The sequence below is a fragment of the uncultured Intestinimonas sp. genome (genome assembly GCF_944387245.1).
Lineage (GTDB): Bacteria > Bacillota > Clostridia > Oscillospirales > Oscillospiraceae > Intestinimonas.
Window position 1 is genome coordinate 1 of record NZ_CALXEE010000037.1, and the last position, 20636, is coordinate 20636.

The following is a 20636-nucleotide window of genomic DNA, read 5'->3' on the forward strand; positions in this document are numbered from 1 at the left end:
TTGCAGACGGACTCGGCCAGGTCCTTGGCCAGGATATACACGTCGCCGGAGGGCACCTGGAGGAGGACATAGTCGAAGTCGGCGTTGAGGCAGATGGCGAAGTTGCCGGGGATGGTCCAGGGGGTGGTGGTCCAGATCACGAAGTAGGTTTTCTTCAGGTCAGTGTACTGGCCCAGCTTGCCCTTGTCGTCCAGCACGGGGAACTTGACAAAGATGGTGGTACAGGGGTCGTCGGCGTACTCGATCTCGGCCTCAGCCAGAGCGGTCTGGTCGTGGGGGCACCAGTAGACCGGCTTCATGCCCTTGTAGATGAGGCCCTTCTCGGCCATCTTGCCAAAGACCTCGATCTGCTTGGCCTCGAACTCGGGGAGCAAAGTGATATAGGGGTTGTCCCACTCGCCCAGGACGCCCAGACGCTTGAACTGCTCGGTCATCTTGGCGATGTAGCTCTCGGCGTACTCCCGGCACTTGGTGCGGAACTGGGCGGTGGTCATCTCCTCCCGCTTCACGCTCTTATCCTTCAACACGGCGGACTCGATGGGCAGGCCGTGGGTGTCCCAGCCGGGGACGTAGGGGGCGCAGAAGCCGGTCATGTTCTTCTCTTTGACGATGATGTCCTTGAGGATCTTGTTGAGGGCGGTGCCGATGTGGATGTTGCCGTTGGCGTACGGAGGACCGTCGTGGAGCACGAAGGTGGGCTTGCCGTCGTTGCGGGCAACCATCTTGTTGTAGAGGTCGTGGTCGTACATCTCCTGGAGCATGTCGGGCTCACGCTTGGGCAGCCCCGCCCGCATGGGGAAATCGGTCTGGGGCAGATGGACGGTCTGGTTGTAATCCATGGGTGTGTTCTCCTTTTATCTGAATTTTTTATTTTGAACTCTTTGCGGAGGGGGCGCGGGCGGCCTCTCCATAGTGAAAAATCACCGTCTGGCAATCCCTGCAGATCCAGGCCTCGGGGAAGCGTCCCTTGATCAGGCTCACGTCCTCCTTGCCCTTGATCAGGGTGAATTTTTTATCCTTGGGACTCCACAGCAGGGGGATCTTACCAAAAATACGACCGGCCTCCATGGGCTTTCCGCAGTCTGGACACATAACTTCCACAGCATTCCCTCCAAACAAAACGCGCCTTTGTCTCCTCAAGAGACAAAGGCGCGTAAACCTCTGCGGTACCACTCTCATTGCCCGGGACATGCCCGGACCACTTTACGGCCGATAACGGTGCCTGCCGTCCCCGCTTACTGACAGTTCAGCGGGCCGCTCCAAGGTGATCCTCCCGTCCCCTCGTCCTCCGCCTTGCACCAATACGGCGGCTCTCTGTGCGGCGATGGGGGCGGTACCTGTCCTTTTCCGTGCGTTTTCCATATATGCGAACAGTATCTTATCCGTTTCCGGGCCGTTTGTCAAGCCCCGGAGGGCTTCAGCCGCCGTAGCGCAGGTCCAGAATCCCCACCACCTGGGCGATGAAGTCCTCCTCGCAGGGCCGCAGCACGGTGGCTCCCCAGTCCTTTACCGCCTGGGCGCAGTTGCCCGGGGCGAAGGGGATGGCCGACACCGAGAGCATGGGGATGTCGTTCTGGTTGTCCCCGGCGCAGTAGATGTGCTCCCGCTGGATGCCCAGCAGCTCCGCCAGCTTCAGGACCATGCCGCCCTTGCTGGCCGTTTTGGCGGTGCACTCCAGCAGCACGGCGTTGGAGAAGATGGCCTCGTACCGGTCCCCCCAGCGGTCTCGGATCACCGCCTGGGCCTTCAGCAGCACCTCGTGATCGGCCTGGATCACCGCCTTGCTCCAGGGGGTGGGCATGTCCAACAGGGCCCGCTCGGTCCAGGTGGTCCTGACCCGCTCCACATGGCGCCGGGTGTGGGCGTTGGGGTGGTGGATGTAGACGTCGTCCCCGTGGTAGCACTCGATGCCCAGCGCGGGCATCTCCTCGCTCAGCTGGGTGAGGTCGGCCGCCGTCGTCTGGGGGAGGGGCAGGTCCACCACCACCCGGTCGGCGGAAAAGTCATAGAGCATAGCCCCGTTTGCCAGGATCACCGGAGCGTTGATGGGTACGGTGTGGGCATAGGGGGCGAAGGTCCGCTTGGCCCGGCCGGTGGAGACGGTGAACACCCCGCCCTCGGCGGTGAAGTGCTCCAACGCCGCCCGGTTGGCGGGGGATAGGACACAGCTGTCCCCCACCAGGGTGTCGTCAAAGTCGCTGGCCAGCAGCACGCCCGTAAATTTGCCCAATCAAATCACACCTTATCCAATGAGATCGCTCCCAGCATAGTATTTCTTCATGGGCACGTACAGCAGCGCCGCGATGACCAGGGCCAGCACGGTGTTGGGGAGCATGTAGGAGCCGTTGTAGACCAGAGAATAGAGCTCGGGGTTATCAAAGACCGTCCCCAGCACCTCGGTGGGGGCGGCGATGCGGTAGATGGTGACGCCGCTGATGTAGTGGATGACGAAGCGGGCGGCACAGCCCAGCACGGTACCGGGGAAGATACCCCAGGCCTTGCCCTTGAAAAGACCGGCCAGGCCCAGAGGGGTGAAGGCCAGCAGGTAATCCAGCAGCATGGACTGCCAGCCCCAGGCGTAAGCGCCGTCGAAGATCAGCTGCAAAAGGCCGAATACAAAGCCGGCCAGCAATCCGTCCTTCAGGCCCCAGCGCAGGGCGAAGAGGAGAATGGGAAACATGGCCGGGGTGAGGGAACCGCCGTTGGGCAGCTCCATGAGCTTGATATAGCTGAGGATCTGGGCCAGAGCCGCCATAATGGCGCCCTCGCAGAGCATGCGGGTGGCGTTCTTGCGGCGGGCCCTGGGCTTGACATACGCGGTGTTGTCCATACAAATTTCTCCCTTTGCAAAAATGTACCGCAGCGCAAACCTGGTAACTTCTGCGCAATGCGGTACGGGAGAAACGACAAAAGGCCGAATCCTCTTCCTACGCCGGCATTACCCGGATCAGGTTCAAGGGACCGGGGGAAGCACTATTCCCCTGCATCTCAGCCGGACTTGCGTCCAGCGCCCCTGTATTCGATTTGTCCTGCGGTCGGACTCATTTTATCTCACCGCACGGGGATTGTCAAGGAAGGGGGCAGGGGGTACCCCCTCCGTCCCTCTTCCTTCTTCACTCTTCACTTTCATGTGTGGGGCACAATACCTCGGCACACCATATAAAACCTTCCCCCTTCCAGGGGGGAAGGTCTGAGAAAGCGCTGTCTGTAAAACCTTCCCCCCTGAGGGGAGAAGGTGGCTGGCCGAAGGCCAGACGGATGAGGGGACGTGAGACAGAAAATCTGCCTTTCCCTTTCTTCCGACCCTCTCTCAGAAGCGGCCCCGCTCCAGCCTGTCCAGCACCGCCGTGAACCAGTCGGGCAGGGGACACTCCACCGTCATGCGCTCGCCGGTGCGGGGGTGGACGAAGGAGAGTCTCCGGGCGTGGAGGCACTGGCCCGCCAGCCCCGGCACCGGCTTTTTGGCTCCGTACACCGTATCCCCCAGCAGGGGATGGCCGATGGAGGCCATATGGACCCGGATCTGGTGGGTGCGGCCCGTCTCCAGCCGGCAGCCGATGTGGGTATAGCCGGAATACCGCCCCAGCACCTCCCAATGGGTCACCGCCTCACGGCCGTTCTTCCGGTCCACCGCCATCTTCTTCCGGTCCACCGGGTGGCGGCCGATGGGGGCGTCCACGGTGCCGCTGTCCTCCTTCAGCCCCCCCACGCACACCGCCTCATAGTAGCGGTACAGGGAGTGGTCCTGGAGCTGGGCCGCCAGAGCCAGGTGGGCGGCGTCGTTCTTGGCGGCGATGATGAGCCCCGAGGTGTCCCGGTCAATGCGGTGGACGATGCCCGGCCGCAGCTCCCCGTTGATTCCGGAGAGACTATTTTTACAGTGATATAACAGAGCGTTGACCAGAGTGCCGTCGGGATGGCCGGGGGCGGGGTGGACCACCATACCCACCGGCTTGTTGACCACGATGACGTCGGCGTCCTCGTAGACCACGTCCAGGGGGATGTCCTGGGGCAGCACATCCACCGGCTCCGGGTCGGGAAGGGTGAGGGCCACGTCGTCCCCCACGGCGGTGCGGGCGTTCTTCTTCACGGCTTTGCCGTTGCAGGTGACCGTCCCCTCCTCGATGAGCCGCTGGGCCGCCGAACGGGTGAGACCCTCCACGCTCCGGGCCAGGAACTGGTCCAGCCGCTCCCCGTCCTGGTCAGCTCTCAGTATCACTTCTGTCATGGGGCGCCTCCTTTTTCTCCAGCTTGTCGTAGTAGAAGAGGAAGTAGACGCAGAAGGCGATACCGCCGCAGACCACACAGATGTCGGCCACGTTAAAGACGGCGAAGTGCATGAACTGGAGGTTGAACATGTCGGTGACAAAGCCGAAAAGGGCCCGGTCGATGAGGTTGCCCACCGCCCCGGCAAAGACCACCGTCAGGGTGGTCACCCCAAAGGGGTGGCGGATCACCCGGCGCAGCAGGGCCACGGCGATGGCCACCGCCACCACCGCCGAGATGAGGGTCAGAATCCAGGTGTGGTCGGAAAAGATGGAAAAGGCGGCGCCGGTGTTCTTCACGTAGGTGAGCTCCACCAGGCCGGGGAGAAAGGGAACGGAGGTCCCCAGGGGGATGTTTGCGCGGACCAGGTACTTGACCACCTGGTCCGCGGCCACCAGGACCGCCGCGAGCAGGGCATACAGCATAGCGGTAAAAACTCCTTGTCTCCGGCCCCAGGCCGGGATGGGCCCTTCAGATGGGCCGGTATCATACCTTTTCATTATATCAAAATCCGACCGGTTTACAATCACATTCTTCCCCCGTCCACTTTTTGGGACCGGTCCTGTGATTTTCCCCCTTGACAGCAATCGAACATTTGTTGTATCATCGACTCGAACAAAAGTTCTGGAAACCTTTTGGGCGCCGGTGCCGTCTAAGAGAGTAAGAGACACCCCATCAAACGGCGGCAGGCCCGCAGCACAGGAGGGATCACGGTATGCAAACCATTTATTACAGGACGGAACACTTCATCCGGCACCAGGGCAACCTGGTGGATTTGGCGGCCTATCGCCAGAAGCTCTCCGCGGTCTCCGGCGGGGACCTGGCCCCTGTGCTGGCCGAGCCGGTGGCCGACCCGGAGCCCGAGGTCCAGGGACCCCAGCTCTACCTGCTGCCCAAGCCCGCCCCCATGACCCCCCGGCGGCGCTCTGCACGGCGGCAGCGGCGGCTCCGCCGGGCGGCGGTGGTGCTGGACCTGTGCGCCAGCATCGCCGTGGTAGCCCTCACCGCCGGGGCCCTTGCCGCCTTTCTGGGCCTGCTGGGGTAAACGGGACAGACCGGGCGGATACGATCCGCCCCTACCCCAGCCCTGGAGCATGATCTCGTGGGCGGCCAAAGGCCGCCCCTACACACACCTCTGAAACGTGGTGCCAATGGCGCACCGAGTCGTCGCGCCCCACAAGTAAAAGTAAGAGGGAAAAGTGAAGAGTGAATAGGGAAGAGAGATGGAGCCGCGTCCCGCGATAGAGGGAATACCGGGAGGCGGCGCCACGTCCCGACTCCCACCCACGCAGGCGGCAAATACCATCCTGCGTCGCAGCAGAATATCAGGCAGCGTCACCACGCCCCGACACCCACCTATGCAGGCGGCGAAAAAATGTTGGATAGGACCACGGCTTTTCCCTGTTCCACCGGCGGAGTCACCTGTGGACGGTGCTGGACCTCAACGGGGGCGTAAAGACGGGCCTCCGGATTCCTATTTGGAGCCACTCAACCCCCACGGGAGCCCCTTTTTCTTTGGATTCCAAAAACCATTCTTTTTCCAGCAGAGAAGCGAAACGGGTTTTGACCGTTTCTTGAGGGACCGCTTAACGCACCCTCATCCGTCATGGCCGTCGGCCATGACACCTTTCCCCTGGAGGGGGAAGGTTTATAAGAGATGCGCCGCACCTTACAAGAAAAGTGGTCCGATGAACCTCAACATAAACCACACCGCAGGGCTCCCCCTCATCCGTCATTTGCTCCGCAAAGGCCACCTTCCCCCAGGGGAAGGCTTGTCCCGCGCCGGGGCGGTTTCAATGTCAAAACATCCGCACAGCGGACCTTTCCCCTCCGGGAAGGGCCTCTGCGCGGAATTTTTTTGGCAAAACAGGAATTTTTCCTTTACTTTACGGCCAGGATATGATAATCTACTAAGGCACGCAAAGTGCCAAGAACGCCCAGATGCCTCGTTTCGGGACACAGCCCGCTCTCACGCGGGGGTTTTCACCCGCCCGTTACGCAGCCCTCGGGCAAATCAGATGAAAGGTGGAATTTTCCATGATCCGTAAGGACGAAAAGACGGCCGTCATTGAGGCCAACCGCACCCATCCCACTGACACCGGCTCCCCCGAGGTGCAGATCGCCATTCTGACCGCCCGCATCCAGGAGCTCACCGAGCACCTGAAGATCCACATCCACGACAACCACAGCCGCCGCGGCCTGCTGAAGATGGTCGGTAAGCGCCGCAAGATGCTGGACTACCTGGCCAAGAAGGACGTGGAGCGTTACCGCGCCATTATCGCTAAGCTGGGTATCAGAAAGTAATGAAGTGAATGAGGGTGGTGTGGGCTTCCGCACCACCCTTTCTTCCAATCCACCCCATTTTTCACCCGCGTTCAGAGCCCAAACGGCTTTTTTAGCAGTTGAACCTGTGCCCGGAGCGTCCGGACCCGCGTTCAAATGCTAAAAACGGCCTGACGGCTCTGACGTGCATCCACATTACAAAGGAGGAACAACATGTCAACCGTCATCACTCACAAGCAGTTCCCCAACCACAAGACCTACAAGATGGACCTGTGCGGCCGTCCCCTCACCATCGACGTGGGCAAGGTGGCCGAGCTGGCCACCGCCTCCGCCATGGTCTCCTATGGCGAGACCACCGTGCTGGTGGCCGTCACCGCCGCCCCCCGTCCCCGGGACGGCGTGGACTTCTTCCCCCTGAGCGTGGATTTTGAGGAGAAGCTCTACGCCGTGGGCCGCATCCCCGGCTCCTTCATGCGCCGCGAGGGGCAGCCCTCCCTGCCCGCCGTGCTGGCCGCCCGTGTCATCGACCGCTCCATCCGCCCCCTCTTCCCCTACGACTTCCGCAACGACGTGGTGGTCACCTGCACCGTCATGAGCGTGGACCGGGACTGCTCTCCCGAGATGACCGCCATGATCGGCGTGTCCGCCTGTCTGGCCTACTCCGAGATCCCCTGGGCCGGCCCCATCGGCTGCATGGAGATGGGCTACGTGGACGGCCAGATCGTCAAGAACCCCACCCAGGAGCAGAAGCACGCCTCCAAGCTGGACCTGACCGTGGCCGCCACCGACAGCAAGGTCATTATGATCGAGGCCGGTGCCGACCAGATCCCCGACGACATCATGTATGACGCCATCCTGCAGGCCCACGAGGAGTGCCGCAAGCAGGTGGCCTTCATCAACACCATCGTGGCTGAGATCGGCCGTGAGAAGATGACCTACGACCACGCCGCCTTCGACCAGGAGCTCTTCGACGACATCGTGGCCAACTTCATGGACGAGGCCAAGGCTGCCATGGACACCGACGACAAGAACATCCGGGAATCCCGCTGGAACGCCATGATCGAGAAGTGGCACGAGAAGTACCTGGAGAGCCACCCCGACATGGACCAGTACCTGGAGGAGATCACCTACAAGTTCCAGAAGAAGATCGTCAAGGCCTGGCTCCTGGAGGGCCACCGCGTGGACGGCCGCGCCAAGAACGAGATCCGTCCCCTGGCCGCCGAGGTGGGCGTCCTGCCCAAGGTCCACGGCTCCGGCCTCTTTACCCGCGGCCAGACCCAGGTCCTCTCCATCTGCACCCTGAACACCCTCTCCGCCGCCCAGAAGCTGGACACCATCTGGGAGGAGGAGGAGAAGCGGTACATGCACCACTACAACTTCCCCGCCTACTCCACCGGTGAGGCCCGTGCCGCCCGGTCCACCAACCGCCGCGAGAAGGGCCACGGCGCCCTGGCCGAGCGCGCTCTGGACCCCGTCATCCCCCCCGTGGAGGAGTTCCCCTACGCCATCCGCGTGGTCTCCGAGGTCCTGAGCTCCAACGGCTCCACCTCCCAGGGCTCCATCTGCGGCTCCACCCTGGCCCTCATGGACGCCGGCGTGCCCATCAAGGCCCCCGTGGCCGGCATCTCCTGCGGCCTCATCCAGGACGATGACGGCGGCTTCACCACCTTCATCGACATCCAGGGCGTGGAGGACTTCCACGGCGAGATGGACTTCAAGGTGGCCGGCACCAAGGCCGGTATCACCGCCATTCAGATGGACATCAAGAACGACGGTCTCTCCCACGCCATCATCAAGGAGGCCCTGGAGATCACCAAGGACGCCCGCTACGCCATCCTGGACGAGATCATGCTCCCCTGCATCTCCAAGCCCCGGGAGGACGTGGCCGACACCGCCCCCAAGATGGTCAAGATGAAGATCGATCCCGACAAGATCCGCGAGGTCATCGGCTCCGGCGGCAAGGTCATCCAGAAGATCTGTGCCGACACCGGCGCCAAGATCGACATCGAGGACGACGGCACCATCTACATTGCCGGCGTGGACAAGGCCTCCTGCGACGCCGCCAAGAAGACCATCGAGACCATCGTCTTTGTGCCCGAGGTGGGTCAGCTGTACTACGGCAAGGTGGTCCGCATCCTGCCCTTCGGCGCCTTTGTGGAGCTGGCTCCCGGCAAGGACGGCATGGTCCACATCTCCAAGCTCTCCAACCGCCGCGTGGAGAAGTGTGAGGACGTGGTCAACATCGGCGACATGATCTGGGTCAAGGTCATCGAGATCGACGAGAAGGGCCGCGTGAACCTGTCCTACAAGGACGCCCTCCGGGAGATCCAGGCCAAGCAGGCCGCCGGCGAGCCCGTTAAGTGAGCCTGCTACCCACCGGCGCGGCCGGAGCATAAATTATATTTTGAACTATTTTTTCTCTGCGTAAAACCGGCGGGCCCTTTTCCGGCACTTTATCTTGTCAAGGCAATGAGGCCTGTCTGCCCTTGACGGTACCCCCGCCGGCCAGGCAGACCGATCTGCTCAGGCATAGCCTGACATTTTGTCTGCTGAAAAACAAGGAGGAAAAGAACATGAAAAAGAACCACTCGAAATTCGTCTCCCGCGCCGCCGCTGTCGCCCTCGGCTCCGCCCTGCTCTGCGGCACCGCCCTGGCCGCCAGCGCCATCACCACCAAGGTCATCACCGCCCAGTACATGGGTATCCAGATCGTGGTGGACGGCGTGGCCGTGACCCCCAAGGACGCCAATGGCAACGTGGTGGAGCCCTTTGTCAGCGAGGGCACCACCTACCTGCCTGTGCGCGCCGTGGGCGAGGCTCTGGGCAAAGACGTCACCTGGGACGGGGATACCCGCACCGTCTACATCGGCCAGGTGCCCGGCACCGAGGAGAACTGGATGACCAAGCTGCCCCCCTACCAGGTGAACAACGTCTCCAAGATCTACGACGGCTCCGACTTCAGAAACACCTTCACGGTATCCGGCGTGGACTACACCTCCGGCGTGGTGCTCAGCAACTCCAACCAGGAGGGCTACGCCCTGTGGAACACCAACTGCCTGTACAGCACCATGACCTTCAAGGTGGGCCATGTGGACGGCGCTCAGGATTACAACACCAAGCTGACGGTCACCCTGGACGGCACCGCTGTGGCCGAATACGACCTGACCTATGACAGCGGCGAGCAGACCATCACCGTTCCCCTGAACCGTGCCGCCAACGTGAAGCTGGCCACGGAGGAGGCCTACGGCATCCACTCTTCCGAGTATGCCATCTACGACATCTCCTTCTCCGAGTAATCTTTCCACCATGTCTGCAAGGGCGGACGGGAATCCTTTCCCGTCCGCCTTTTCATCAGGAGGTGTCAAGACCTTCATGGAACCGGATACTCTCTGGACCCGGGCCGGGGCGGCCGGGTGGGGGACCTGTGCCTACGCCGATCTGCTGCCCCACATGGATGAGCATGCTCAGGCCAAGGCGGAGGGGCTCTGTCCCGTCCCCGCCGGGGTGTATGTGGCCGCCTTCCCCTACTACGCCGGGGAGACCCCCGGCAACCTGTCCCGCTACGCCCGTGGGGAGGACTACCACACCGCCCTGGCCCGGCGGCTGACTCCCGTCTGCGCCGCCCTGGAGGCGGCCCACCCTTTCCACAAATTTGTCCCACTTGTGGACAACTCCCCCCTGCCGGAGCGGGAGGCCGCCCGTCTGGCCGGGCTGGGCCTCCGGGGGAAAAACGGCCTTGTCATCCTGCCCCCCTGGGGGAGCTGGCTCTTTCTGGCCACGGTCCTCACCGACCTGCCCCTGCCTTCCGCCCCCGCGGCCTCCCCAGACTGTATGGGCTGCGGTGCCTGCCTGGCCGCCTGTCCTGGAAAAGCCCTGGGCCCCAATGGGTTTGACATTTCCAAATGTCTCTCCGAGCTCACCCAGCGCAAGGGGGAGCTGACGGCGGAGCAGACCGGCCTTCTCCGCCGCCACAACCTCATCTGGGGCTGTGACGCCTGCCAGACCGTCTGCCCCTACAACCGGGACGTCCCCATTACGCCCCTGCCGGAGTTCCGGGACGGACTTCTTTCCACACTTACCCCCAAAGATGTGGAAAACTCCACCCGGAAACAGTTCCAGGCCGCCTTCCCGGACCGGGCCTTCACCTGGCGGGGTCCCGGCGTGCTGGAGCGCAACCTGAAACTGAAAGAGGAGAAATAGAAGAGCGACGGCTTTGGACTCTCGTCCAAAGCCGTCGCTTTTTCTTATTTCAGCCGCCCCATGCCATATAAAAAGAGGACCAATCCGCCGCCGCAGGCGGCCGCTCCCAGCAGCAGGGCCCAGCCAGTGCCCAGGTCGGCGGCAGAGCCAAAGGCTGGGTTTAAAGCTGCCGCCGTCAACTCCATGACCATGGCGTTGCAGGAGAGCTGGGCGGCTGCGCCCCCCGGAGGGGCGGCGGCGTTCTGGAGGTCCAGGGAGACCGGCTCGAAGAGGGCTCCCGCCGCCCGGAGCCCCATGATCCCCAGCACCGACGCCCCGGGCAGGGGAAGGAGGGCCAGGAGGAGGCACAGGGCGGCGCCGCCCCCCATCAGCAGGAGGGTGCCGCCCCGCTTGCCCAATCTACCGGTGAGCCGGTGGGACCGGACACCCGCCAGGGCGGCCAGGGTGGTGAGGACGTAAAGGAGGCCGAACCACCGGAGGGGGATACCGGAGCGCTGGTACTGGACCTGGGATAGAAAGACGGCCACAAACTGCACCGTCTCGGTGAAGAGGGCGCCCCCCATCAGCAGGGGGGCGTGGGCAAGGCTCCAACCCAGGGCGGCGCGGAGGGGTGGGCGCTCCTCCGCCGGGGGCGCCGCCCCCTGGGGTTCGGTGAGGAAGAGGGTAAGGAGGGCGGCCAGGCCGTAGGTCATCACCGTCCACCCGGCGGCGGCGCGGTAGTTCTCCCCGAAGAACAGGGTGGAGCACACCCCCGCCGTCACCAGCCCGGCGGTCTGGACCGCTCCCCACAAGCCGAAGCGCCGCTGGCCCTCCTCTGGAGCGCCGCAGGCGTAGAGGTAGGCGGAATCACAGCCGGAGAGCCCGGCGAGGGCCACGGCCAGGATGACCCGCTCCAGCAAAAAGTCCCCAAAGCCGTCCGCCCGCCAAAAGACCACCTTGGAGAGGGCGTAGAGGGCGGTGGAGAGGACGATGACCCGCCGGTGGCCCAGCCGGTCGGCCACCCGGCCCCAGGGGAGCTCCAGCAGGAGCATGAGGGCCACCGACACCGACTCGATGACCCCGATTTCGGCCAGGGTGAGCCCGGCGGCCTGGCGGTAGAGGGTGGCCACGGGGGCATAAAAGCACAGTCCCTCCAAAAAATAGGCAGCAAAAAAGAGCGCGGTATTGCGCCTGGTATCCATCTGAATTTCCTCCTGTTTTCGTTCTGGCGCGGCCAAATGGGCAGCGCTGGAAGGCCCGCCGCAGGCGGAGCCGACGAAACACAGGGGCATCAGATGGGACGAGGCATCAACACACGCGCTCCTTTCCAATGGTCAGAATGTTACAGCCGCCGCAACAGCAGGCCGCTCATGGGGGCAAGGCGGATGGCGGCCTGGCCGGTCTCGGCGTTGGCGGGCCACACCATGGACCCGTCCACCTGGGCCCAGCTGCCGGCCACGGTGAGGACGGTGGGCCGGTCGCCGGCGTTGGCGGCGCAGAGGACACTGTCCCCCTCCCAGGTCCGGGTAAAGGCCAGCACCGCCCCTTCCGCCTTCACATAGGCGATGTCCCCCTTCCGCAGGGGGATGAGCTCCTTCCGGGCCCTGCCCAGGGCGGTGTACCAGGCGGTGAGGTCCTGGTCCTCGCTCCCCCAGAGGAAGGTGCGGCGGTTAAAGGGGTCCTCGAAGCCCTCCATGCCCGCCTCGTCGCCGTAGTAGGTGGTGGGGCTGCCCGGGAAGGCGTACTGCACCAGGGAGGCCAGCCGCAGCCGCTGCACCCCCAGGGCCCGCTGCTCAGGGGTGAGCCGGTAGGTGGACCGCCACTCCTTGCTCTCCCCGCCGCAGTCGCTCCCCACCCCCAGCAGGGTGAGGATGCGGGGGGTATCGTGGGTGCCCAGGGAGTTCATGGAGGAGTAGAAGGCGGCGGGGGGGTAGTTCTCCCGCAGGGTCTCCATGGTCTCCCGAAAAGCCCCGGCGTTGTGGGCGAGGAGCCAGGTGAGGAGGGCGCTGCGGAAGGGGTAGTTCATGAGGCCGTCCAGGTAGCCCCCCAGCAGGTGTTTCCGGCGGACGCCGTAGGCCACCTTGTTGGAGCCGTCCTCCCACACCTCGCCGATGATGACGGCCTCCGGCTTCACCGCCCGGGCGGCGGCGTGGAGTTTGCCCACAAACTCGTCGGGGAGCTCGTCGGCCACGTCCAGCCGCCAGCCGTCGGCTCCCGCCTCCAGCCACCGGCGGACGATGCTGTCCGGATTTTCGATGATATAGTCCACATAGCTGGGCTCGCTCTCGTTCACCGCCGGCAGGGAGTAGATGCCCCACCAGGACTCATACTGGTCCGGCCAGTGGGAGAAGTGGTACCACTTATAGTAGGGGGACTCTTTGGACTGGTGAGCCCCCAGGCCGGGGTAGGAGCCGTCCCCATTGAAGTAGCGGCTCACGAAGCCCTGGTGGTTAAAGACCCCGTCCAGTATCACCCGCATACCCCTGGCCCGGGCGGCGGCGCACAGCAGGGAGAAGTCCTCGTTGGTGCCCAGCATGGGGTCGATTTTTTCATAGTCGCCGGTGCCGTAGCGGTGGTTCTCCGGGGCCTCGAAGATGGGACAGAAGTAGAGGGTCTCCACCCCCAGGCTCTGGAGGTAGTCCAGCTTCTCCATGACCCCTGCCAGGGAGCCGCCGAAGAAGTCCCGGTTGCGGACCTCCCCCCGCTCATCGGGCCGCCACACCGGCTCCTCGAACCAGCCGGTGTGGACGCTGCGGCCGCCCACCATGCCGGTGGGGTCGGGGACGGCGGTGCGGCGGAACCGGTCGGGGAAGATCTGGTAGGTGACCCCCTCCCCGAACCAGGCGGGCACCTCCGCGGTGCCGTCGTAGACGGTGAGCTGCCGCTCCGGCAGCTCCAAATACTTGCCGTCCAGCCGCTCCAGCCGGAAGGAGTACCACACCAGACCCAGATAGCCGGCGGTGTCCAGTTCACAGGAGAAGAGGTCCCGGTCCCCGTCCAGGCCCGTCCAGGGCATGGGGAGGGTCACCGTCTCGTCGCTGCGGAACTCAAACCGTGCCTTCACAAAGGCCCGGGACCAGCCGTCCCCCCGCCAGGGGCGGAGGGTGAGGCGCACCGGGACGCCCGACGCCACCGCCCCGTAGGGGGTCTTGCACCGGGGGTCCCGGGAGTCAAAAATAGGCGTGTCAGTCAAACTACATCACTCACGATCGCGCAGAATGGGCAGCGGGCACCTCAGTCCGGCCGGTGGTAGTACTTTCTGAACTTCACGAAGTGCCCCAGCTGGTTTTTCTCCAGCTTCAGTTTACGCTTGAAGGCGGCGTCGGGTCCGTAGAGGAGGGGGTTGGTCACCGCCCCGGCCCGGATGAGCGCCTTCATCTCCTGGTGGTAGCGCTTGGGGGTATAGTCGAAGGCCACCTTGTGGGGGACCACCATCCACAGGGAGCGGTTCCGGGTGACGATGGTCTCCAGGGCCTTGTGCTCCACCCGGTCCTCCACCAGGAGCTTGGCCAGGTTATAGCCCGCCCCGGTCACATAGTAGTTGCTGCGGCCCTGACGGGTGTTGATCTCAAAGGCCTTGAACTTGCCGTCCCGCTGGTCGTACTTGATGTCGAAGTTGGAAAAGCCGGTGAAGCCCACGTCCTCCAAAAAGGCCTGGAACTTCTCGGCCAGGCCGTCGGCGGGCTCGGTGATGATGACGGCGTGGTTGCCGATGCCGTGGGGGGTGTGCTCCTCCAGGAGCACGTGGCCCAGGCACATGAGCTTCACCTGAGCATGCTCATCGGAGTAGCAGGTGAGGACCCGCATGAAGCTGTCGTCCCCGGGAATAAACTCCTGGATAATCATGGCGTCGGGGTAGCCGGCGGCGTAGACCTTGTCCAATGTGGCCTCCAGGCTTGCCCGGTCGGGGAGGGTAAAGACCTTCTCGCTGCCCGGGAAGTCGTGCTCCCAGTAGTGGACGCCGTTGGCCGGCTTGCAGATATAGGGGGGCTCAAAGGGCAGCTCGAAGTCGTGGCCCATCTCCCTCCGGTAGACGAAGGTGGCCGGGTGGTCGATGCCGTACTGGTCACACAGCTGGTAAAACCGCTCCTTGTCAGTGAGCTCGTCCATGAGCGCCAGATCGATATAGGGGGCGATGACGTTGGCCGGGAACCGGTCCCTATACTGGGCCGCCAGCTTCACATAGCTGTCGCCGCAGCCGATGACTAGCACCGTCTTGTCCGGGTTGACCCGGGCGAACTTGCACACGTTGTCGTAGAAGGTGGGCCCGTCCTCGTTCTTGGCGCACACCCGGTAATCCAGGATGGCGCTCTCATAGCACACGCCGGTGGCGAACTTGCCGTAGGCGGTGGAGCGGATGCCGTAGGCCTCATGGAAGGCTCGGGCCATGCTGTACACGTTGATGTCCCCTCCGAAGAGGAGGGGGAGGAAGGATGTCTCCATCATTGTTCAGCTCCCTGAAAGATGATCTCATACCAGTTTTTATCCCCGCCGGGGCCCATGGGGACCACCCGGACGGGATACCGGGCCGCCGCCCAGGCCGCCTCCTCGGCGGTGAGACGCAGCTCCCGGCGGCGGATGCCGCCCCCGGCAAAGGCCTGGGACAGCTTCTTGTCCAGTTGCGCTTCTCTCTCTGTCATGGTTCGGCTCCTTGGTGGGTTGGGGGGCGGGTGTTCCCATCCACCGGGCACCCCCTCATCCGCCCCAGTGTGCCCACTGGGGCACCTTCCCCCCTGTGGGGGGAAGGTTTTATGGGCGGCGTTTCCCCGGACCTTCCCCCCTCCAGGGGAAAGGTGGCCCGAAGGGCCGGATGAGGGTGCGCTTCAGGCGTGGTTTGGCGCGCCCCACAAATGGCGCAGTGCGGCAGGCGGCCCATCAGCCGGTGGCCCGCTTGACCTGGTAGACGCCGGAGATCTGGCCCAGCTTGTTGATGAGGCTGGTGAGCTCGTTCTTGTCCTTTACCTCCAGGACCACCGACACCAGGGCGTAGCCGTCGGGGAGGCCCCGGGCGGAGAAGCTGCTCACCTTCACCTTGGCGGCGGTGAGGGCCATGGTGACGTCCAGAGCCAGGCCGTCCCGGTCCTTGGCGGAGATCTCCAGGGAGGTCTGGTAGGTGCTCTGCTCGCTCTCGCCCCAGGAGACCTTCACCCAGCGGCCGGCCTCCTCGGGCTTGCGCTTGGCGGGGTCGGCGTTGGGGCAGTCCTGCCGGTGGACCGACACACCGAAGCCCCGGGTGATGAAGCCCACCACCGGGTCTCCGGGCACCGGGGTGCAGCACTTGGCGAACTTCACCAGGCAGTTGTCCAGGCCCTCCACGATGATGCCCGACTCGCTGCGCTTGGCGCCGGGGATGAGCTTGGCGGGGGTGGAGAGCTGGGGGGAGGTGGCCTGGGCGGCCAGCCGCTCGGCGTTGGCCTTCTCGGTCTTGTCCCGGTTGATGCGCAGCAGCTCGTCCCGGATGCGGTTGACCGCCTTCTGGGCGGTCATGCCGCCGTAGCCGATGGCGGCATAGAGGTCGTCCAGGCTGCCCGAGCCCACCTTCTTGAGGAGGTGGGGGAGCACGTCCTCGCCGGTGATGGCGGCCAGCTGGATGCCGGCCCGCTTGAGCTCCGACTCGAACATGGCCCGGCCGGTGACGATGTTCTCCTCCCGGCGCTCCTTCTTGAACCACTGCTTGATCTTGTTGCGGGCCTCGTTGGACTTGCAGATCTTCATCCAGTCCCGGCTGGGGCCGTGGGCCGACTTGGAGGTGATGACCTCCACGATGTCGCCGGACTGGAGCTGATAGTCAAAGGTGACGATGCGGCCGTTGACCTTGCACCCCGTCATGGCGTTGCCCACGGCGGAGTGAATGTTGTAGGCGAAGTCGATGGGGGTGGCTCCGGCGGGCAGATTGACCACGTCGCCCCGGGGGGTGAACACGAACACCTCGTCGGCGAAGAGGTCCACCTTCAGGGTGCGGACGTACTCCTCGGCCTCGGTGTCCTGCTGGCTCTCCAGCAGCTTCCGGACCCACTCGAAGGCCTCCTCGGTGCCCAGCTTGTCGTTGGCCAGGCCCTGCTTGTACTTCCAGTGGGCGGCGATGCCGTACTCCGCCGTGTGGTGCATGTCCCAGGTGCGGATCTGCACCTCGAAGGGGATGCCCTCCCGGCCGATGACCGTGGTGTGGAGGGACTGGTAGCCGTTGGGCTTGGGGGTGCCGATATAGTCCTTGAACCGGCCCAGCACCGGCTTGAAGAGGTCGTGGATACAGCCCAGGACGTTGTAGCACTCGTTGGTGTCGTCCACGATGACCCGGAAGGCGTAGAGATCGAAGATCTCGTCCAGGGTCTTGTTCTGGGCGAACATTTTTCGGTAGATGGAGTAGATGTGCTTCACCCGGCCGTACACCGTGGCCTGGATGCCCTCCTCCGCCAGCCGCTCCTGGATCTTTTGCTGGATGCTGGCCATAAACTCCTCGTGGGCGGAGGAGCGGCGGATGAGCTCGTCCCCGATCTCCTGGTAGCCCACCGGGTCCAGGTACCGCAGGGAGATGTCCTCCAGCTCCCACTTGATCTTCTGCATGCCCAGGCGGTGGGCGATGGGGGCGTAGATCTCCATGGTCTCCAGGGCCTTCTCCCGCTGCTTGCGGGGGGTCTGGTACTCCATGGTGCGCATGTTGTGGAGCCGGTCGCAGATCTTGATGAGGATCACCCGGATGTCCTTGGCCATGGCCATGAGCATCTTGCGGAGGTTCTCCATCTGCTCCTCTTCCTTGGAGGTGTACTGCACCCGGGTCAGTTTGGTGACCCCCTCCACCAGGTCGGCCACCGTGGCCCCGAAGAGCTTGGCGATGTCCTCGTGGGTGGCGCCGGTGTCCTCGATGCAGTCGTGGAGGAGGGCGGCGATGATGGAGTCGGTGTCCAGCTCCAGCTCGGCCACGATCTCGGCCACCGCCAGGGGGTGGGTGATATAGGGGGAGCCATCCTTGCGCAGCTGCCCCGAATGGGCCTGGTCGGCGTACTGGAAGGCGGCGTAGAGCCGCTTGGTGTCCAGGTTGTGGTTATATTGTTTGATCTTGTCTTCCAGGGCGTGATAGCTCTCCAAGACGGGGTCCATACGATCACCTCTTCTAAAATGCGTCCCGCCCCGGCCTTCAGCTCTGGGAGAGGCGGCGCAGCCGCTTCATGAGGGCGGAGTCTTCCAGGTCCACCTTGCCCTCCACCTGACACAGGTCGATGCGCAGGTGGTCGGTGGACTGCTCCACCCGGATGAGCCCGTGCTCATCCAGGACCTCCAGGCAGACCATGGTCCGCATGACGGTCTCCTTGATGCCGTAGGTCCGGGAGACCCCCCGGGCCAGACGGCGGGCGGTGTCCTCCACCCGGCCCTGCCGGGCGTGGCCGCTGAGATACCGCCACACGGCGGCAAATTCCGCCCGGCTGGGGATGAGGGCGGCCGCCTCCCGGGCGGTCAGGTTCTCCCCCTGCCGCAGGCGGTCGTAGAGGGCCTGCTCGGCCTCCATGCGGGTGGGGGCGGGGCGCAGGTCGCACAGCTGGAGCTGCACCGACCGGGTGCCCCGGAATTCGTTGATCTGGGGGGTGAAAGCCACGTCCACCCGGTCCCCGGGGGCCAGGCCCGCCATCCGGGCTGTCACCGAGAAGAAGATGGCGTCCAGGCTGTGGCCGCAGCGGCTCAGGCGCAGCTTCAGGTGCCGGCCGCCCCCCACCTCGCTGAGGGTGGACACGGTGCAGCCCGAGAGGGAAAACACCGGCTTGGGGTTGCCCGCCCCATAGGGCTCCAGCACACCAAGGCCGTGAACCTCCTCCACCGTCAGCAGGTTGGGGTCGGGGAGCTCGGCGTCGATGTCCAGCACCGACACCAGCTCGGCCCCGCCGCTCCAGGCCTCCACACATTCCTCCATCCGCTTCCGGAAGGCGTCGATGTGCTCCTCCAGGATGGTAAAGCCGGCGGCCAGGGCGTGGCCCCCGAAGCCCTCCAGCAGATCGGCGCAGGACTCCAGGGCCTTGAACAGATTGAAGCCCCCAAAGCTCCGGCAGGAGCCCTTCCCCTTGCCGTCCTGGAGGCAGATCATGAAGGTGGGGCAGGAGTACCGCTCGGCCAGGCGGGAGGCCACGATGCCCACCACCCCCTGGTGCCAGTTTTCCCCGGAGAGGACCAGGGCCCGGCGGGGGGCAGCCGATTCCCGCTCCAGGCGGGAGAGGCACTCCTGGTAGATGTCGGCCTCGATGGCCTGCCGCTCCCGGTTGAGCTCACACAGCTCCTTGGCCAGCAGTTCCGCCCGGGCGGGGTCGTCGGTGAGGAGGAGCTCGGCGGCCACCCAGGCCTTCCCCATGCGCCCGGCGGCGTTGATCCGGGGCGCCAGGGTGAAGCCGATGCCCGTGGCGGTGAGACACCGGCTCTCCGCCCCCGCCTCCCGGATGAGGGCCTTGAAGCCGGGCCGGCGGGTGTGGGCCAGGGCCCGGAGCCCCTGCCGGACGATGGTCCGGTTCTCCCCGGTGAGGCTCATGACGTCGGCCACCGTGCCCACGGCGGCCAGGTCGGAACAGCGCTCAAAGACCGCCTGCCGCTCCTCCGGCGGGGTGTGGGCCAGGGCTAGCTTCAGAGCCACCCCCACCCCGGCCAGGCAGGGGAAGGGGTAGCCGCAGTCGCTCCGGTGGGGGTCCACCACCGCCGCGGCGGCGGGGAGGCCCTCCTTGCACTCGTGGTGGTCGGTGATGATGACCTCCATGCCCAGGCTGTTGGCGTAGTCGGTCTCGGCCACGGCGGTGATGCCGCAGTCCACCGTCACGATGAGGCTCACCCCCGCCTGGTGCAGGTGGTCCACCGCCTCCCTATTGAGGCCGTAGCCCTCCTCCAGCCGGTCGGGGATGTACGGGATGACCTGGCCCCCCCGGCTCCGGAGGAACTGGGTCAAAAGACAGGTGGACGTGATACCGTCCACATCGTAGTCGCCGTAGACGGCGATGGACTCCCCCCGCTCTAAGGCCAGCGTCAGCCGGGCCGCCGCCTTGTCCATGTCCCTGAGGAGGAAGGGGTCATGGAGGGGCGCCTCCCCGGCGGACAAGAAGTCCTGGGCCGCCGCCGGGGCGTCCAGCCCACGGGCGCACAACACCAAGGCCGCCAGAGCCGGCAGTCCGGCCCTCCGCAGCCCTTCCACGGCGCTCCTTTCCGGGGCTGCCAGATTCCATTTCTTGTACTTCATCCGTTTGCCCTCAAATTTCAAAAAATCAACTTTTATTATACCAAATCCCCCCGTCACTTACAAGGGAAAGTCCAGGGTATGTCAAAAGGAAAAGGACCCGCCCCTCCGGTGGGGGAGGGACGGGCCCTGAGAGAGGGCGGGATCGGCATACCTGACAGATTTCGCATCACCTTTCGTAGGGGCGGCCTGTGGCCGCCCCTACACACACCTCCGAAACGTGGTGCCAATGGCGCGCCGAGTCGTCGCGCCCCACAAGTAAAAGTAAGAGGGAAAAGTGAAGAGTGAATTGGGAAGAGAGATGGAGCCGTGCCCCGCGATAGAGGGAATACCAGGCAGCGCCACCACGTTCCGACACCCACCCACGCAGGCGGCGAAAAAATGTGGGATAAAACCACCGCTTGTCCCTGTTCCGCCCAGGTAGTCTACCGTAGACGGCGCTGGTGCACAATGGGGGAGCAAAGACGGGCCGCCGGATTCCTATTTGGAGCCACTCAACCCCCACGGGAGCCCCTTTTTCTTTGGATTCCAAAAACCGTTCTTTTTCCAGCAGGGAAGCGAAACGGGTTTTGACTGTTCCTTGAGGAAACACTTAACGCCCCCTCATCCGTCATGGCCAATGACCATGACGGGCCCGTCGCAGAATCGAAAGATTCTGCGGCGGGCTTTTTTCTGCCCATGGAGATAATTATGAAGGAAATTGCCG

At 64.3% G+C, this 20636-nt stretch carries 17 protein-coding genes, 1 riboswitch and 1 other annotated feature; of the genes, 5 read left to right on the plus strand and 12 right to left on the minus strand.

The window, feature by feature from the left end; genetic code table 11:
- The 6 genes from Q0K15_RS06320 to lspA all read right to left on the minus strand — a co-directional run.
- Positions 1-839: class I tRNA ligase family protein (locus Q0K15_RS06320; RefSeq protein WP_294513983.1), on the minus strand; the 839-nt coding region annotated here is incomplete at its 3' end.
- Positions 840-867: 28 nt separating this feature from the next.
- On the minus strand, positions 868-1092 hold the full coding sequence (locus Q0K15_RS06325) for a PF20097 family protein (RefSeq protein WP_294514040.1): 225 nt from the start codon (positions 1090-1092) through the stop codon (positions 868-870).
- A 46-nt stretch (positions 1093-1138) separates the two neighbouring features.
- Positions 1139-1359: a binding site (T-box leader), on the minus strand.
- Between the two features lie 58 nt (positions 1360-1417).
- Entirely contained in the window at positions 1418-2230 is an 813-nt protein-coding gene (locus Q0K15_RS06330; protein WP_294513986.1) for an HAD-IIB family hydrolase, read from the minus strand.
- A gap of 12 nt (positions 2231-2242) precedes the next feature.
- Positions 2243-2830, minus strand: a complete 588-nt coding sequence (gene thiT / locus Q0K15_RS06335) for an energy-coupled thiamine transporter ThiT (RefSeq protein ID WP_294513989.1) — start codon at positions 2828-2830, stop codon at positions 2243-2245.
- Positions 2831-2905: 75 nt separating this feature from the next.
- A riboswitch (TPP riboswitch) is annotated at positions 2906-3025 on the minus strand.
- A gap of 285 nt (positions 3026-3310) precedes the next feature.
- Complete coding sequence (locus Q0K15_RS06340; protein ID WP_294513992.1) at positions 3311-4228, minus strand: RluA family pseudouridine synthase; 918 nt, start codon at positions 4226-4228, stop codon at positions 3311-3313.
- Entirely contained in the window at positions 4203-4691 is a 489-nt protein-coding gene (gene lspA, locus Q0K15_RS06345; RefSeq protein WP_294513995.1) for a signal peptidase II, read from the minus strand. The genes Q0K15_RS06340 and lspA overlap by 26 nt, the downstream gene beginning before the upstream one ends.
- A 290-nt stretch (positions 4692-4981) precedes the next feature.
- Between lspA and Q0K15_RS06350 the strand changes: the two genes are divergently transcribed.
- The 5 genes from Q0K15_RS06350 (at position 4982) to Q0K15_RS06370 (ending at position 10749) form a co-directional block, all read left to right on the plus strand.
- Positions 4982-5311, plus strand: coding sequence for a hypothetical protein (locus tag Q0K15_RS06350; protein WP_294513998.1), 330 nt, complete (start codon positions 4982-4984; stop codon positions 5309-5311).
- Between the two features lie 992 nt (positions 5312-6303).
- Positions 6304-6570: a 30S ribosomal protein S15 gene (gene rpsO, locus Q0K15_RS06355; protein ID WP_294514001.1), complete on the plus strand. Its 267-nt coding sequence runs from the start codon at positions 6304-6306 to the stop codon at positions 6568-6570.
- Positions 6571-6762: 192 nt separating this feature from the next.
- A complete protein-coding gene (locus Q0K15_RS06360) occupies positions 6763-8913 on the plus strand; it encodes a polyribonucleotide nucleotidyltransferase (protein ID WP_294514004.1) in 2151 nt (716 codons plus the stop codon).
- 209 nt (positions 8914-9122) lie between these two features.
- Entirely contained in the window at positions 9123-9845 is a 723-nt protein-coding gene (locus tag Q0K15_RS06365; protein ID WP_294514006.1) for a copper amine oxidase N-terminal domain-containing protein, read from the plus strand.
- A 76-nt stretch (positions 9846-9921) separates the two neighbouring features.
- Entirely contained in the window at positions 9922-10749 is an 828-nt protein-coding gene (locus tag Q0K15_RS06370; protein ID WP_294514009.1) for a QueG-associated DUF1730 domain-containing protein, read from the plus strand.
- 44 nt (positions 10750-10793) lie between these two features.
- On the opposite strand, the gene Q0K15_RS06375 is transcribed toward Q0K15_RS06370, so the two are convergent.
- The 6 genes from Q0K15_RS06375 to recJ all read right to left on the minus strand — a co-directional run bounded on the left by Q0K15_RS06375 (position 10794) and on the right by recJ (position 19933).
- Complete coding sequence (locus tag Q0K15_RS06375) at positions 10794-11930, minus strand: MFS transporter (protein WP_294514012.1); 1137 nt, start codon at positions 11928-11930, stop codon at positions 10794-10796.
- Between the two features lie 140 nt (positions 11931-12070).
- Positions 12071-13921 carry a glycoside hydrolase family 13 protein gene (locus Q0K15_RS06380; RefSeq protein ID WP_294514015.1) on the minus strand — a complete coding sequence of 617 codons (1851 nt, stop codon included), beginning with the start codon at positions 13919-13921 and terminating at the stop codon, positions 12071-12073.
- A gap of 41 nt (positions 13922-13962) precedes the next feature.
- Positions 13963-15174, minus strand: a complete 1212-nt coding sequence (locus Q0K15_RS06385; RefSeq protein ID WP_294514018.1) for an ATP-grasp domain-containing protein — start codon at positions 15172-15174, stop codon at positions 13963-13965.
- On the minus strand, positions 15171-15368 hold the full coding sequence (locus Q0K15_RS06390) for a hypothetical protein (RefSeq protein WP_294514029.1): 198 nt from the start codon (positions 15366-15368) through the stop codon (positions 15171-15173). Before Q0K15_RS06390 ends, Q0K15_RS06385 begins: the two co-directional genes overlap by 4 nt.
- 235 nt (positions 15369-15603) lie before the next feature.
- Positions 15604-17826 carry a bifunctional (p)ppGpp synthetase/guanosine-3',5'-bis(diphosphate) 3'-pyrophosphohydrolase gene (locus tag Q0K15_RS06395; RefSeq protein WP_294514033.1) on the minus strand — a complete coding sequence of 741 codons (2223 nt, stop codon included), beginning with the start codon at positions 17824-17826 and terminating at the stop codon, positions 15604-15606.
- A gap of 37 nt (positions 17827-17863) precedes the next feature.
- Positions 17864-19933 (minus strand): single-stranded-DNA-specific exonuclease RecJ, encoded by a 2070-nt coding sequence (gene recJ, locus Q0K15_RS06400; protein WP_294514037.1) that lies wholly within the window; start codon positions 19931-19933, stop codon positions 17864-17866.
- Positions 19934-20636: the final 703 nt, after the last annotated feature.

Bases quoted from the DNA above. Each gene is read 5' to 3' on its own strand.
- Q0K15_RS06390 (WP_294514029.1), bottom strand. From the start codon at position 15,368: ATGACAGAGAGAGAAGCGCAACTGGACAAGAAGCTGTCCCAGGCCTTT.
- thiT (WP_294513989.1), bottom strand. From the start codon at position 2,830: ATGGACAACACCGCGTATGTCAAGCCCAGGGCCCGCCGCAAGAACGCC.
- rpsO (WP_294514001.1), top strand. From the start codon at position 6,304: ATGATCCGTAAGGACGAAAAGACGGCCGTCATTGAGGCCAACCGCACC.
- Q0K15_RS06325 (WP_294514040.1), bottom strand. From the start codon at position 1,092: ATGTGTCCAGACTGCGGAAAGCCCATGGAGGCCGGTCGTATTTTTGGT.
- Q0K15_RS06360 (WP_294514004.1), top strand. From the start codon at position 6,763: ATGTCAACCGTCATCACTCACAAGCAGTTCCCCAACCACAAGACCTAC.
- Q0K15_RS06375 (WP_294514012.1), bottom strand. From the start codon at position 11,930: ATGGATACCAGGCGCAATACCGCGCTCTTTTTTGCTGCCTATTTTTTG.
- Q0K15_RS06340 (WP_294513992.1), bottom strand. From the start codon at position 4,228: ATGACAGAAGTGATACTGAGAGCTGACCAGGACGGGGAGCGGCTGGAC.
- lspA (WP_294513995.1), bottom strand. From the start codon at position 4,691: ATGCTGTATGCCCTGCTCGCGGCGGTCCTGGTGGCCGCGGACCAGGTG.
- Q0K15_RS06370 (WP_294514009.1), top strand. From the start codon at position 9,922: ATGGAACCGGATACTCTCTGGACCCGGGCCGGGGCGGCCGGGTGGGGG.
- Q0K15_RS06395 (WP_294514033.1), bottom strand. From the start codon at position 17,826: ATGGACCCCGTCTTGGAGAGCTATCACGCCCTGGAAGACAAGATCAAA.
- recJ (WP_294514037.1), bottom strand. From the start codon at position 19,933: ATGAAGTACAAGAAATGGAATCTGGCAGCCCCGGAAAGGAGCGCCGTG.
- Q0K15_RS06385 (WP_294514018.1), bottom strand. From the start codon at position 15,174: ATGATGGAGACATCCTTCCTCCCCCTCCTCTTCGGAGGGGACATCAAC.
- Q0K15_RS06350 (WP_294513998.1), top strand. From the start codon at position 4,982: ATGCAAACCATTTATTACAGGACGGAACACTTCATCCGGCACCAGGGC.
- Q0K15_RS06365 (WP_294514006.1), top strand. From the start codon at position 9,123: ATGAAAAAGAACCACTCGAAATTCGTCTCCCGCGCCGCCGCTGTCGCC.